Source organism: Novosphingobium sp. BL-S-34 (genome assembly GCF_056857015.1).
Genome location: NZ_CM166473.1, coordinates 1,548,867 through 1,562,642, shown reverse-complemented (window position 1 = coordinate 1,562,642; position 13,776 = coordinate 1,548,867). Strand labels below are relative to the sequence as shown.

The window sequence follows — 13,776 nt, the reverse complement described above, 5'->3', positions numbered from 1 at the left end:
TTTTGGCAGGGCGCTCTGGCAGCGGTTTCTATTCCGGCGCGGGTGGCCAGTCGCCATCGGCCAGCGGCGGCAAGGCCTGGAACCAGGCCGCTTCGCGCCGCAGTTTCAGACTGTCGCCTGCAAAGGTGAGGTCGGCCCGGGCGACGGCGCGCAGTTCCTCGCCAATCCCGCCGACACCGCTCGACGCGATCACGACATAGCTCAGCGCCGCGTCCTCGCAAGCGATCAGCGCCTCGACGGCTTTGCCGATGGATGTTCCGTCTCTGGCGGTCACGGGCATTCCGGCGATCCCGCTGGCGGTGGACAGCGTGGGAGAGGCAGAGCGCCGGCTCTCCTCGGTGGCGGACTTGTCGCCGTCCTCATAGGCGCGCTGCTTGCCGAGCCAGCGCCAGACGCCAATCAGGCTCACCAGCGTCAGGAAGCCATTGGTGGCAAGCAGGTTGGTCTGGCCGGACGAGAGCCCGATCACCGACCAGGCGATGGAGCCGAGGGTAAACACGACAAAGCCCCATCCCGTCACGCGGGCGCCGAGGTTGGACGCGGTCATCATGGCCGCGATCATCGTTGCGGCGGGGGCGATCCAACCAGCGGCTTCTTCCAAGGATGGGCGCCATCATGCAACGACCGGGAGACTGCTCAACGCCCCTGGCCGCCTTGGTACCTGCGTTCACGCCCTAGTAGTAGCGCGGAATCGGCCCCAGCTGCGGCGTCTGGTCGGGCAGGTCGATCATTTCCTCGTCGACGTAGCACCAGCCCCAGCCTTCGGGCGGGTCGTATCCCTCGATGATAGGATGGTGTGCCGCGTGGAAGTGCGCGGTGGCGTGGCGGTGCGGGGACTGGTCGCAGCAGCCGACGTGGCCACAGCTGCGGCAGATGCGCAAGTGCAGCCAGGGGCTCCCGATCTTGAGGCATTCCTCGCAGCCGCGCGCGCTTGGCGTGACCTGATTGATGGTGCTGCTATGGGGGCACGATGTCATGATCTGTCTCCGTCGAGTTCAGCAATCTTCGCGTGGATATGGGCTATGGCCGGGGACCGCCTGGTGAAGCCGCTCCGAACATCGGCTACCGTAATGGCGTCGATCCCCGCGCCCGGCAAGCGCGCTTTGGCGCCGTCGCTAGCTCCGCGCGGCGGTGGCGTCGACCGTGATCTGGTCTTAGGACCACAGGGCCTCGAAGAAGGCTCGGGCACGATCCTTTGCCTCGCCTCCCGCGATCTCGACGATCCCGCCGATCGTGCATTCGCCATCGATGGCGTCCAGAACCGCCTTTCAGCCGGGCCGACTGGCAGGATCATCTTTCATGCCGGTGGCCCTGCTTGCGGAACAACCTTAACGGACGCATTGGGTCTAAGCCAAAAGAACACTTCTTGTTTCGACTGCGCTTCACCTATGTTTTCCAAACGCAATTTGGGAGTTGTTGTGCGCCGCGATTCAGCGATCTTCGGTAAATGCGTTTGGTGTGCCCGGCAGGACAATCGTGGTCGCTGCCATTATGCTGTGCGCGTCGGAAGGAGCCGTTCCAACGCCGAGCGCGACATGGACGATTGAAACCCCGAAGACAGTGCTTGCCGGAGCCAGCTTACGCAAGCCCGACCGCATTTGCGCGGTATCATCGAGGTGCACCGCTCCCCGTACCAGCGCATTAACTGGAGGCGCCAGTATACTATGCAGTTCGACAAAATTGACTTCATCATTATCGGCGCGGCGAAATCGGCAACCACCTGGCTTCAGACACAGCTGCAGTCGGATCCGGCCGTTTACATGCCCGATCCGGAGTTGCATTATTTTTCCAGGGAATACGGCCGGGGAGAAGATTGGTATCTGTCGCAGTTCAGCGAGGAGGGGGCCGGCAAGATCGTCGGCGAGAAGTCCAACTCCTACCTCTATGTGCCCGAAGCAGCGGCCCGCCTCCACCGCCACCTGCCGCATGTGAAACTGATTGTACAGCTACGCAACCCGGTCGAGCGGGCCTATTCCGACTACTGCATGCTGTTCAGGCGCGGCGAGGTGGGGGGGGATATAGGAAACTACCTCGATCCCTCGCTGGGCGAGAATTTGCGGTTCCTGGTTGCCGGCAACTTTGCCTCGCATTTGCAGTCCTATATCGAGCTTTATGGGCGTGAGGCTCTTCTTACCCTCTTCTTCGAGGGTGTGGCAGGCGACCCGGAAACGCAGATGTCGCGGATCCGGGCGCATCTGGGCTTGCCGCCGCGGCCTCTGGCACCGGGCGGACAGGATAAAGTGAAGGACAAGACGGTGCCGGTCGTGCCCGCTGGATTGCGCAAGCGTCTTGCCTGGATGAAACCGATCGCCCGTCCCTTGCGAGGCACCACCGCATTCCGGGCCGTTCGCAATCTTATCGCGCAAGAAATCCAGTACCCGCCGCTAACCGATGAGTTGCGAAAGCGTCTTAACGATTATTATGGTCCCTCGATCGAGGTATTAGAGCAGATGAGTGGCCAATCGCTCAGTCATTGGTACGGACCGGTGGGACGTTCGAAGAAGGACATGACTGGTACCGACACGCTGAGACGGATCAATCATCAAGGGGCAGGGTCGGTAATATGAAGACGTTCATCATTACCGGGATCCAGATGAGAAACAAAGGCGCGCAGGCCATGTTTCTCTCCCTGAGCTATTCCTTGAAATCGATCTACGGCGAGTGCGAAGTAATCGGTTTCGCGAGCAAATACGACGATCCGGAACAGTATACCTTCCCGCTACTGCCATACGACGATTTCACGCGCCCTGCTTTGAGATACGGTTTGTACAAGGTGCCGTTCCTGGTGCCGATAGCGACCGGCATCGTCGGGTACCTTAGGAAAAGCGACAAGTGGCGCAACAAGATCACGGACATGAAGAAGGCCCTGCAAAGAGCGGACGCTATCTTCGATGCGAGTGGATACACGCTGGGCTCCGGGTGGCCCAAGCAAAGCGGGCGAATGTTGTTGGACACAATCAGGATCGCTCGCCGCTTCAACAAGAAGATCATCCTCATGCCGCAGAGCTTCGGTCCATTCGACTGGGGTGAGAAAGAGGATTCCGACTTCATCGACGAGGTAAAGAAAGAACTGACGTACCCCTTGAAGATATATGCGCGCGAGTGCGAGGGGTATGAATGCCTGACTTCTCTTGGCCTGCAGAATGTCGAATTGTCGGCAGACATGGTGATAAGGGAAAAGATTTTTCCCAGCGCCAGCCAAATCTCCACCAGGCACAGAGACGTAAAGGAATATTACCCAGCGCCAAACTCCATTGGCTTCATTATAAACAAGAACGTATTCAGGATCGGTGACGCTTCCGCGGTAATCGATCTCTATGCGAAAATGCTCCAGAGATTGCTCGAAAATGGCGAAAATGTCTACATTCTGAACACGTCCACCGCTGACACGGATCTGGTCAAGCAAGTCCTTGGCAAAGTGAGAAATAGCCAGAAGATTCAGGTAATTTCCGGAGAGTTCTCAAGCCCGGAGCTGATCGACATCCTCGCGCGATTCAAATATGTCGTCGCGTCGCGCTATCATTCGGTGGTATTCGCTTACAGAAGCGGTGTCCCTGCAGTCGTACTCGGGTGGGCCAGCAAATATACTGACCTTGCGGCACTCTTCCAGCAGCAGGACTATGTCTTCGACATAAGAAGCACCACTGCCGCGGAAATTCTGGATGGCGTGGACAAAATGGGCTCAAATTACGTGGAAGAGGCGAGACGTATAAGGGAGTGTCTGGTAGGCGTTCAAGCCACGTCCGTAGTCCAACAGGCCATAAGTGCCCTGGAGGAACAAGGCATATCGGCAACGGTCACGACCCATCGCCAGATCCCATCCTTACGCGGAAACGGGAAAGCTACCGCGATGACTGTGTGAGCGGTTCAAGGGCCTTTCAGCCGAAGTAAAGTTGCCTGCCGTCCCTTTCGTAGTCTCCGGCGGGGCAGGTTTCTCGCGATAGCGCTGGCCGCAAGCAGCGACTTGTGCCGGAAACGGCCGCGTCTTCCCGGCAGGCGGAAGATGTGCACACTCTCACTCTATCGAGGAAAGGATTTCCCCCGCGCGGATCGTCACGGCGACTTTTGCGAAGGCCGCCGTGTCCAGTGCAGGGTCGCCATCGAGCAAGACCATGTCGGCTGCCAATCCCCGCCCGATCCGGCCCCGCACATGGGATTGACCGAAGCGCCGCGCCGGGGTGGTGGTGAGTGCCGCCAGCACATGGCGCCAGTCCATCGCCTGCGCCATCAGGCGATACTCCGCGCTTGGGTCGAACACGTCCATGAAGCCGGCGTCGGTGCCGAACAGGACCTCGCCGCCGCCCTCGCTGAGTGCGCGGACCTGCTGGACGACAGTGGCGACCGGCGTGCTGTCTGCCGGATAGACTTCGAACAGCATCATCGTCGGCACCAGCGCGACATGGGCCGAGACCAACTTGCGCACTTGCGCCGCATCCCAGGGACCCGCGATCGGCGTGGCGTGGGCGAGCACGTCGACGCCGTTCTCCACCGCCGCGTTCATGCCCTCGCGATTGGTGGGATGCGCGAAGACCGGCAGGCGATGGCGATGCGCTGCGGCCGTCAGCGCGCGGATCTGGTCTGCCGGCATGACCATGACGTCCTCGGCGCCCAGAATGGCGCCGGTGAACAGTTTTACGCCGTCCACACCCGCCTGCGCCTGCCGATCGAGCCGCGCTACGGCCTCTGGCGTCGAGCGTATCTCGGGCACCGCAATATGCTCAGCCTCATAGACCGGACGCGCGTAGACCGGCGTGCCGTTCTTCGGGAAGAAGGGATCACCTACCGTGAGTATTTGCGGCCCGGCAAACTGTCCTTCTTGGATCATGCGCCGTAGCGTGGTCGCACTGGCGGTGCTGGAGGTGAGATCGAACACCGTCGTGAAGCCCCAGCGCGTGAACATGTCACGCAGTTGCCCTTCCAGCTTCGCAGGGTCGGCCGCGTCCGGGTGAAGCAAGTCATGCGTCATCAGATGGACGTGGCTGTTCCAGAAACCCGCGACGAGCGTGCGTCCTGCACCCGGGATGGTCTTCATCCCCTGGGGCACCGATACTTGCGCGCGGGAGCCGACGGCGGCGATCCGGCCGTCGCGGACGATCACGACGCCATTTTCGAGAGCTTTTGCTTGGGGATCGGCATAGATCCGGGCGCCCACTACGGCGAAATCCTCTGCCAGAGCAGGCCCGGTCACGCACCATGCGGCCAGAAATGCCGCCACCATTGCCACACTTTTCATTCTCGCCCCCCCGTCGGCCGTCGCACCGCGGCCAGGAGACAACGAAAGCGCAATGCGCGGCAGAGCGCAAGTTGGCATTCATCCCGGGCCGATGAGTGCGCCGAGACGCGGCCTTCCGGACGCTTCCCGAAGGGCCAGGCTGAACGGATGAAGGCGCTTGCAGATGCAAGCTCTGGCATCTCGATCTTCGCCGGCCCTCTATGTGGACTGGTGTTCCGCTTAGCAATTGACCTCAGCCAGTTTATGGCATTAATACTCCGACAATTGGGAGGAGAGGATGTTTCGAACATTCAGACGGTGGCCGGGACGGGTCACGATGGTTCTCGCTGCAGGCAGTCTTTGCGTTTCTGCGAGCGGAAAGGCTCAGGACTCGGAGAAGGCGGCGAAGACGTTGCGCTCGGAGGTGTCTATTTCGGTAGGCAGCGGCGGTCCAACGATCGATCCCAACATCTACGGCCAATTTGTCGAGCATCTCGGGCGAGGCGTGTACGAGGGGATCTGGGTAGGCACAGGTTCCACCATCCCGAATGTGCGTGGCATTCGCTCGGACGTAGTCAGCGCCTTGCGCCGCATCAAGGTTCCGAACATCCGCTGGCCGGGCGGCTGTTTTGCGGACGGCTATCATTGGCGGGATGGCATCGGTCCCGCCGACAAGCGGCCGCGGGGGATCAATGCCGCCTGGGGCAAGTCTCCGGAAACCAATGCCTTCGGCACGCATGAGTTCATGGATTTCCTGGACCAGATCGGCGCCAGGCCGTTCGTTTCGGTGAACCTCGGCAGCGGCAGCGTTCGGGAGGCCGACGACTGGCTTCGCTACATGACCGCCCCGCAGGACAGTGCGCCGGGGCAGGAGCGGGCGGCGAACGGTCATGCAGCACCCTGGGAAGTGCCTTTCATCGGCGTCGGCAATGAGAGCTGGGGTTGCGGCGGCAATATGACCGCGGACACTTATGCCGCGGCCTTCCGGCATTATGCCGCTTTCCTGCGCACATACTCCGGCGAGCGGGCGAAGCTCATCGCCGTGGGCGCAGATACCGACGATTATGTGTGGACGGACCGCGTGATGGCGCAGGCGATGAAGTGGCGCCCGCAGCCGACCCCCTTGTCGCTGACGACGGACCGGCCGCTGCTCTGGGGCCTGTCGCTGCACTTCTACACATTCGCCGGCAACGACTGGCATGCCAAGGGACGGAACGTGGGCTTCGATGAAGCCGGCTGGGCGGCGGCTCTGGCGCGTGCCGACCTTACCGACGACCTGATCCGCCGCCATTCGGAGGTCATGGATCGCTACGATCCCGAAAAGCGCGTCGCGCTCGCGGTGGACGAATGGGGTGCCTGGTTCCAGAGCGAGAAGAACGCCCCTTCGCAGCTCTATCTGGAAAGCACCCTGCGTGATGCGCTGATCGCAGCGAAGAGCCTCAATATCTTCAACCGCCATGCCGACCGGGTGAGAATGGCGAACCTGGCGCAGATGGTGAACGTCATCCAGTCGCTGGTGCTGACGCAAGGCTCGAAGATGGTGGTCACCCCGACGTACCACGTCTTCGAGATGTACCAGGTCCATCAGGGGGCGCAGGCCTTGCCCGCCACGGTGCGGACGCCGGATTACGTGCAGGGCGACGTTCGCTTGCCCTCCATCGACGTTTCGGCATCGCGCGATGCGAGCGGCAAGCTGCATGTGACGATCGCCAATCTCGATCCGGCGCGCGCCAACCGGCTGACGATCCGCCTGGATGGCTGCCGCTGGCACCGCGCGAACGCCCGGGTGCTCACCGCCGACCGGATCGATACCCGCATCACGTTCGACAAGGCGGACCCGTTCGTCCCGCGTCCGCTGCCGGCCCGCCTCGCCGGCGGCGGCGTAGACCTCGAACTGCCGGCCAAGTCGGTGACGGTGCTGGAAGTGGAATGAGATGCGCCGAGGGGCCATCGAGGGGAGTCAGGAAAATGAAGGTGAAGTTTGCCTGTCTGGCGGCGATCGGGCTTGCTGCCCTCGGCGCTTCCGCCACGTTTGGCATGGCGCAGCCCGGCGGCGGCGTGCCGGAAAAGCAGCTTGAGATCGTGCAGAGCCTTACCAATCAAAAAGCCTCGCCGGTTCCTTCGGCTTCCGCGCTTACCGCTTATCTGTTGGTCTACTTCAAGGACGAGACCCATTCGCTGCACATCGCGGTCTCGCGCGACGGCTATTCCTTCACGGACGTCAACGGCGGCAAGCCGGTGCTGGAGGGCCGCGACATCGCCGAACAGAAGGGCATTCGCGATCCCCATATCATGCGCGGCCCCGATGGCGCCTTCTACCTCAGCATGACCGATCTTCACATCTACGCGCAGCGGGAGGGACTGCGGGAAACGGAATGGGAACGGCCGAAGGAAACACATGGCTGGGGCAACAACCGCTCGCTGATATTCATGAAGTCCCGCGATCTGATCCACTGGACTCATGCCATCGTCCCGGTCGACAATCTCTTTCCCGAAACTTCTCGCCTCGGCGCGGCCTGGGCGCCGGAGACGCTCTACGATCCCAAGACCCGCAAGCTGATGGTCTATTACACCACGCGCGACGGAGCCGGGACGGAGCACATAGTCTATTCCTATGCCGACGACGCGTTCACGACGCTTACCCAGCCACCGCGTCCGCTGTTCACGTACCCGAAGGCGAATGTCGGCTCGATCGATGGAGACATCACCCGCGTCGGAAAAAAGTATCGCCTGTTCTATGTCGCTCACGAGAAGCCCGGCCATCTTCGCCAGGCCGTCTCCGACAGGATCGACGGCGGCTATCGTTTCGATCCCAAACCCGTCGATCCCGAGACCGTGGGAACCGAGGCACCCAATCTCTGGCGCCGGGCTGGAACGAACACCTATGTGCTGATGTACGACGTGTTTGGAGCCAGGCCGAACAACATGGGCTTCTCCGAAACGAGCGACTTCAAGCATTTCCGCAACCTCGGCCGGTTCAACGACCCCGGCTCGCCGATGAAGGCCACCAACTTCGCCGGTCCGAAGCACGGCGCGGTAATGCCGATCACGCCCGGCGAAGCCGCGCGTCTCGAGCGGCATTTCGCAGGGGGGTGATGGATAGAAGCGAGGTCGGCACGCGGCATCTTTCCCAGGGTCTAGTCAAGTCGGCAGCTTATTCAGGGTCCGATTTTTTGCCCTAAGCTGGCATCCATTCATCAATACTTGACTGATCGTTCCATAACGCCTATCTGGCACATCATGGCGAGACCAAGGGAATTCGATCAGGACAAAGCGCTGAGCGCAGCCATGGCGGTATTCCGCGAACATGGCTTCGAGGGCACGTCGGCCGGGATGCTGGTCGATGCCATGGGCATTGGGCGGCAGAGTCTTTACAACACCTTTGGCGATAAATGGCAGCTCTACCAGATGGCGCTGCGCCGCTATGCCGCCGATGAAACCGGCGAGCATATCGCCATGCTGCAAAGCAAGCCACGCGCCATCGACGGTATCCAGACGATGGTCGACCGGGTGGTCGACAATGCCCGGGATGCCTGCCTCGGCGTCGGCTCGATCTGCGAATTCGGCCGTAGCCGGCCGGAACTGGTCGCCATCCGCGACGCTGCCGACTCTGCCATGCGGGCCATCCTGACCGATACGATAGCGCGCGCGCAGGCCGAGGGGGATGTTGCCCGGGATGTGTCTGCCGATACGATCGCTTCGTTCATCGTGATGAGCTTTTCCGGTTTGCGGATTGCCGCGCGGGCCGGTGCGGGAGACGAGGACTTGCGTGCTCTTGGCGATCTGGCCCTACGCGCTTTGCAATAGGCGCCGGACGTCTTTTTATTTGCCTAATTATGGAACGATCATTCAATAAAAGGATACGGAAAATGAAAGCCATCGTGATGACCGGAGTGGGCGGGGCGGACGTGCTCGACCTGGTTGACGTTCCCGAGCCGCCTGCCACACCCGGAGCTGGCGAGGTTCTCGTCGAGATTACCGCTGCCGGCGTCAATTTCATGGACATCGGCGTTCGCCAGGGCATGGCCTGGGCGGAAATGCCCAATCCCAAGATCCTGGGTGTGGAAGGTGCAGGTCGCATCGTCGCGGTGGGCGCGGGTGTTGCCATGGCTGTCGGCCAGCGTGTCGCCTGGGTCTACGCCCCAGGCAGCTATGCCGGGAAGATCATGCTGCCGGCAGAATCGCTCGTGGCCATCCCCGATGGGCTGGATGACAGAACCGCAGCCGCGATCATGATGCAGGGCCTTACGGCCAGCCATTTCGCCACGGATTTCCACCCTGTCCAGGCAGGCGAGATCGCCCTTGTTCATGCGGCGGCGGGGGGACTGGGGCTGCTGCTGACCCAGATCGTGAAACTGCGGGGAGGAACCGTTATCGGCCGCGTGTCGAGCGCGGACAAAGTGGCCGCCGCCAGGGAAGCGGGCGCTGACCATGTCATCGTCGATGCCAAGGGGGATTTTGCCTCGCAAGTGCTGGCGCTGACCGGCGGCGAAGGCGTGCATGTGGTTTATGACGGCTCCGGGCCGACGACATTTCAGGGATCGATCGATTCTCTCCGGCGAAGCGGGACCTTCTGCTGGTACGGCCCCGTTCTGGGCGGCCCTGGCCCGATCGATCTCCTTGCCCTGCCCCGCAGCATCAAGCTCGGCTACGCAGTCTTCTCCGATCATATCCATAGCCCCGAACGGTTTCGGCAGCACGCCGCGCGCCTGTTCGATTGGGTCCTGAAAGGCGATCTCAAGGTGCGGTTCGGCGGCGTCTACCCGTTGGCCGATGCGGGTCAGGCGCACCGCGACATGGAAAGCCGCGCGACCATCGGCAAGCTGCTGCTGATCCCCTGATTTTCTCCACCATCATTCTCAAGAAGGACTTGCCATGAATATCGAACCCGCGACCAGGACTGCGCTCGTCTTCGGCGGATCACGCGGCATCGGCGCTGCCGCCGTCAAACGACTGGCGCAGGACGGCTATTCCGTTGGCTTTACTTACGTCAACAGCGAAGAACAGGCCGGCGCACTGGCCGAAACCATCGCCGAGCAAGGCGGAGAGGCCCTGGCAATTCGGGCCGATAGCCAAGACCCTGCCGCGATCACCGCAGCCGTTGCCCGCTTCGTGGATCGCTTCGAAAAGATCGACCTCGTCCTCGTCAACGCCGGCTTGTTCCGCATGAACAGGATCGGGGCGGTCGCGCTCGATGAACTGGATGGCATGCTGGCAGTGAACGTCCGCGGCGTCTATCTGTCGATACAGGCGGCGGTGCCGCACATCGTCGATGGCGGACGTATCGTCACGATCGGCAGCAATGTCGCGATCCGCACCGGATTTGCCGGATCGAGCGTCTATCAGATGACGAAAGGCGCGGTCGCGGCCATGGTCAAGGGCGTCGCCCTGGACCTGGCGCCGCGCAGGATCACCGTCAACAACATCCAGCCGGGTCCGACCGACACCGACATCAACACGGGTTCCATCGACATGCTCTCCCAGATGAGCCCGTTGAAGCGCGTGGCAAAGCCTGAGGAAATCGCCGGTTTGGTGTCCTATCTGGCCCGCGAGGAAGCGGGATATATCACGGGGGCGAGCCTCACCATCGATGGCGGATTCACTCTATAGGCCGGTTCTCCGCTGTTTCCTGTATTAGCGGCCGTTTACCCGGCGGCTAGTACAGGGCGTATGCTGGTCGAAGCCAGAGCGCACTTTGCGATCCGAGATTCCGCTCGCCTCATCTTTGAAAGCGAAGCGCCTCGACGAGGATCGAGATGCGGGGGGCAACTGGCCACGGTACGGATAATAAAGATGATAGCCGAAAAAGGGCGGGCACCAGTCCTCTCGAATTCGCACGAGCTTACCTGCCTTCAGCAACGCCTCTGCCTGGTAGTCCATGATGCAAGCGAGTCCGATACCCTCGACCGCTGCTACTAAGATCATGGGCACGTCGTTGAGGATCAGCGGGCCTTCGACGCGGGCATGGAGATCACGGCCATCGCGGCCGAATTCCAGTGTGTAAGCCCGCCTTTGGTCTGCATGCGGATGTTGATGCCGGCGTGGTCGGTCAGGTCATTGGGCGTCCGCGGTCTGACGTGCGATCGGAAGTAAGACGGCGCACCGGCCACGGCCATGCGGAGCTCAGGGCCAATGCGTGCCGCGATCATGTCTTGGCGACCTGTTCGCCAAGCCGTATGCCGGCATCGAAACACGGGGCTCGAGCGAAGTCGTCGTCGTTGTCGGATCTAGATCTATTGGCTATGCCGTTGCCCGGCGGGTCAGACGTAGGCGAGACCGTGCTACTGGTCGGTCTGCGGTCCGAAATGCCGAGACTGCCGATGTTGTTGAGCGACGCGTGCTAAGATGTCCGCACCGCCCGCATCGACATCTCCTCCCGCGCGCCCGTTGCGGAACTTCTCGCACCCCAGCCTTGCCTACAACTTTTAGGCCGACGTTATTCATGGGTTGCCAAAGCGCCGTTTTCGGGTGAGAATCTGCGACAATGCGTAAAGATATCGATCATTTGCCGGCTGAGCAGCAGGGAGAATTAGAGAAGGCTAAAGCCACTCTGATCTCCGAATTCGAGATTGCAACTTCCCGGGCTACGCAGCCTTGGAAAAGGAATGGACGAATTCTTAAAATCATTCTGTTCGGAAGCTACGCTCGGAATGATTGGGTTGATGAACCGGAAAATGGCTACCAATCAGATTTCGATATTTTGATAATCGTCAGTCACGAGAAACTTACTGATATCGCGGAATTTTGGTACGTTGCAGAAGATAAGATCCTTCGAGATCCTATGATTGGTCGCCAGGTTAATATAATAGTCCACACTCTTCAGGAGGCAAACCAAGCACTTTCTCGTGGGCAGTATTTTTGGGTTGATATAGTTCGCGAAGGAATAGCGCTGTACGAACTACACGGCTCCTCATTTACTATGCCAAAAGCTCTAAAGCCGTCCGATGCTTTGGAGATGGCGGATAGATATTACCGTCAGCAGTCGGATTCTATTGGAAACTGGCTCGATTTGGCAGATTTCTCGATGTCAAAAATTGCGTCAAGCGTGGATTGGAGGCGTAAATCGGCGTTCAATCTCCATCAGGCTGTCGAAACTTGTTATGCATGCCTTCTTCTAACCTGTACGCTGTATTTTCCACGGTCACACAACATCAAGTTTCTTCGTTCCATCGCTGAAGGCCACGAGCCAGAGCTTATTAATGCTTGGCCGAGAGCGACGAAAATTGATCGGCGCCAATTTGAGCTGATAAAGCGTGCGTATGTCGAAGCCCGTTACTCGGATAATTACGATATCAGCATTGAAGATCTCGAATCAGTGTTAGTGAAGGTCGGTTATTTGCGAGATATCGTCGATCGAGTTTGCAAGATGCGCCTCGCGAAGTTGCAGGAAGCCACCAGCCATTAAATGGGTGGCATTAATTGCAATCCAGCGATTACCGTTCTGTCATTTTCAACGGTCTTCCCATTCCTTATTGATCGCGCGGCCCTAGTTAGACTTCTCGAAAGGTCCTCACTTTGATGTAGCGTCTGCAGAAGAGAAAAGAGCTGCAAGAGCAAAAGCGTTGTTATCGGGTTGCGGATTATCCATGTGCTCAAAGTGCTGGGGGCTGGACTTTCAACGGGAAAGGTTTGCCTCAAGCATGCGTTGTGACGATAACCTCAGTACGCACCTCCTTCTTTAATTAGGAGCAGTTCTTGACTTGAGCAATCATCAGAAGGATCGTAACCGTCCGATTGGGACCGCCTGCCTGATGGCGCGATAATCTCTTAAGAGACGGTCATAGCGACGTCGCTAACGACGTCTCTTGATCGGGGATTGCAATGAGGGCGGAGATACTGGGTCAGGAACGTCGGCGCCGGTGGACGGATCAGCAGCGGCTGGAGATCATCAGTGCCGTTGGCGTGAATGGCGCGACACTGACAGAGGTGGCGCAGCGCCACGATGTAACCCGACAACAGATTTATACTTGGCGGTATGATTTGAAGAAGCGCGGGCTCTTGGGAGCCGCCCCCGAGCCTGTCTTTCTCCCCCTGGACTTGCCTGCCGTTCGAGCCCCTGAAGTTGCCTACAACCCTGGTCCAGGCGCGACGTCCATGGTTGAGCTGCGCCTGACGAAAGGCCGGACTTTGCGGTTTGGAAGCGACATCGAGGCCATCGCCCTGACCCGGCTCATCCGCTGCGTGGAGGCGGCGTGATCGGGCCGGGAACTGGCGTGCGGGTTTATCTGGCCTGCGGCGTCACTGATATGCGCAAAGGCATCTCTGGCCTTGGTCAGCTGGCCCAGACGGTGCTGCGACAAAAACCGACAAGCGGCGCGGTGTTCGCTTTTCGAGGACGTCGCGGCGACAGGGTGAAGCTCCTGTACTGGGATGGGCAGGGATTTTGCCTGTACTACAAGGTCTTGCAGCGTGGCCGTTTTCCTTGGCCCTCTGCGGCGGACGGGACTGCGCGGCTGACCTCGGCGCAGCTCGCGATGCTCTGGGAAGGCATCGACTGGAGGCGCCCAAATTGGGGCGCACCGCCTACCCATGTGGGCTGATTTTTCTTCCTGAATCTGGCTGTT

Annotated in this window: 16 protein-coding genes; 11 read left to right on the top strand and 5 right to left on the bottom strand. The window is 60.3% G+C overall.

Annotation, left to right across the window (positions count from 1 at the left end; genetic code table 11):
* Positions 1-28: 28 nt before the first annotated feature.
* Together AC1VV3_RS20760 and AC1VV3_RS20755 are read right to left on the bottom strand one after the other, a co-directional pair.
* Positions 29-601, bottom strand: a complete 573-nt coding sequence (locus AC1VV3_RS20760; protein ID WP_431568185.1) for a PRC-barrel domain containing protein — start codon at positions 599-601, stop codon at positions 29-31.
* A gap of 73 nt (positions 602-674) precedes the next feature.
* On the bottom strand, positions 675-977 hold the full coding sequence (locus AC1VV3_RS20755) for a UBP-type zinc finger domain-containing protein (RefSeq protein WP_134093543.1): 303 nt from the start codon (positions 975-977) through the stop codon (positions 675-677).
* A 45-nt stretch (positions 978-1,022) separates the two neighbouring features.
* Here AC1VV3_RS20755 and AC1VV3_RS20750 point away from each other — a divergent pair, with 45 nt between their 5' ends.
* The 3 genes from AC1VV3_RS20750 to AC1VV3_RS20740 all read left to right on the top strand — a co-directional run bounded on the left by AC1VV3_RS20750 (position 1,023) and on the right by AC1VV3_RS20740 (position 3,862).
* Positions 1,023-1,547 (top strand): hypothetical protein, encoded by a 525-nt coding sequence (locus AC1VV3_RS20750; protein WP_431568184.1) that lies wholly within the window; start codon positions 1,023-1,025, stop codon positions 1,545-1,547.
* A gap of 117 nt (positions 1,548-1,664) precedes the next feature.
* On the top strand, positions 1,665-2,567 hold the full coding sequence (locus AC1VV3_RS20745) for a sulfotransferase family protein (RefSeq protein WP_431568183.1): 903 nt from the start codon (positions 1,665-1,667) through the stop codon (positions 2,565-2,567).
* Positions 2,564-3,862 carry a polysaccharide pyruvyl transferase family protein gene (locus AC1VV3_RS20740; RefSeq protein WP_431568182.1) on the top strand — a complete coding sequence of 433 codons (1,299 nt, stop codon included), beginning with the start codon at positions 2,564-2,566 and terminating at the stop codon, positions 3,860-3,862. The genes AC1VV3_RS20745 and AC1VV3_RS20740 overlap by 4 nt, the downstream gene beginning before the upstream one ends.
* A 153-nt stretch (positions 3,863-4,015) precedes the next feature.
* Here AC1VV3_RS20740 and AC1VV3_RS20735 read toward each other — a convergent pair whose 3' ends face one another.
* The gene (locus AC1VV3_RS20735) at positions 4,016-5,233 is read right to left on the bottom strand and encodes an amidohydrolase family protein (protein ID WP_431568181.1); all 1,218 of its coding nucleotides are present in this window, start codon (positions 5,231-5,233) and stop codon (positions 4,016-4,018) included.
* Positions 5,234-5,762: 529 nt separating this feature from the next.
* On the opposite strand from AC1VV3_RS20735, the gene AC1VV3_RS20730 reads away from it, so the two are divergent.
* From AC1VV3_RS20730 to AC1VV3_RS20710, 5 genes are all read left to right on the top strand, one after another.
* Complete coding sequence (locus AC1VV3_RS20730; RefSeq protein WP_431568180.1) at positions 5,763-7,145, top strand: alpha-N-arabinofuranosidase; 1,383 nt, start codon at positions 5,763-5,765, stop codon at positions 7,143-7,145.
* 35 nt (positions 7,146-7,180) lie between these two features.
* On the top strand, positions 7,181-8,308 hold the full coding sequence (locus AC1VV3_RS20725; RefSeq protein ID WP_482962352.1) for a glycoside hydrolase family 43 protein: 1,128 nt from the start codon (positions 7,181-7,183) through the stop codon (positions 8,306-8,308).
* Between the two features lie 108 nt (positions 8,309-8,416).
* A complete protein-coding gene (locus AC1VV3_RS20720) occupies positions 8,417-9,019 on the top strand; it encodes a TetR/AcrR family transcriptional regulator (RefSeq protein WP_431568178.1) in 603 nt (200 codons plus the stop codon).
* A gap of 62 nt (positions 9,020-9,081) precedes the next feature.
* A complete protein-coding gene (locus tag AC1VV3_RS20715; RefSeq protein ID WP_431568177.1) occupies positions 9,082-10,053 on the top strand; it encodes a quinone oxidoreductase family protein in 972 nt (323 codons plus the stop codon).
* Positions 10,054-10,087: 34 nt separating this feature from the next.
* Positions 10,088-10,822, top strand: coding sequence for an SDR family NAD(P)-dependent oxidoreductase (locus AC1VV3_RS20710; RefSeq protein WP_431568176.1), 735 nt, complete (start codon positions 10,088-10,090; stop codon positions 10,820-10,822).
* 24 nt (positions 10,823-10,846) lie between these two features.
* Here AC1VV3_RS20710 and AC1VV3_RS20705 read toward each other — a convergent pair whose 3' ends face one another.
* Both AC1VV3_RS20705 and AC1VV3_RS20700 read right to left on the bottom strand, forming a co-directional pair.
* Positions 10,847-11,209 carry a LysR substrate-binding domain-containing protein gene (locus tag AC1VV3_RS20705; RefSeq protein WP_431568224.1) on the bottom strand — a complete coding sequence of 121 codons (363 nt, stop codon included), beginning with the start codon at positions 11,207-11,209 and terminating at the stop codon, positions 10,847-10,849.
* Positions 11,155-11,361, bottom strand: a complete 207-nt coding sequence (locus AC1VV3_RS20700; protein WP_431568175.1) for a type 2 periplasmic-binding domain-containing protein — start codon at positions 11,359-11,361, stop codon at positions 11,155-11,157. The genes AC1VV3_RS20705 and AC1VV3_RS20700 overlap by 55 nt, the downstream gene beginning before the upstream one ends.
* A gap of 335 nt (positions 11,362-11,696) precedes the next feature.
* Here AC1VV3_RS20700 and AC1VV3_RS20695 point away from each other — a divergent pair, with 335 nt between their 5' ends.
* From AC1VV3_RS20695 to tnpB, 3 genes are all read left to right on the top strand, one after another.
* A complete protein-coding gene (locus AC1VV3_RS20695) occupies positions 11,697-12,617 on the top strand; it encodes a HEPN domain-containing protein (RefSeq protein ID WP_431568174.1) in 921 nt (306 codons plus the stop codon).
* A 416-nt stretch (positions 12,618-13,033) separates the two neighbouring features.
* Positions 13,034-13,408, top strand: a complete 375-nt coding sequence (tnpA, locus tag AC1VV3_RS20690) for an IS66-like element accessory protein TnpA (RefSeq protein WP_431568173.1) — start codon at positions 13,034-13,036, stop codon at positions 13,406-13,408.
* Entirely contained in the window at positions 13,405-13,752 is a 348-nt protein-coding gene (gene tnpB, locus AC1VV3_RS20685; RefSeq protein WP_281198758.1) for an IS66 family insertion sequence element accessory protein TnpB, read from the top strand. The genes tnpA and tnpB overlap by 4 nt, the downstream gene beginning before the upstream one ends.
* Positions 13,753-13,776: the final 24 nt, after the last annotated feature.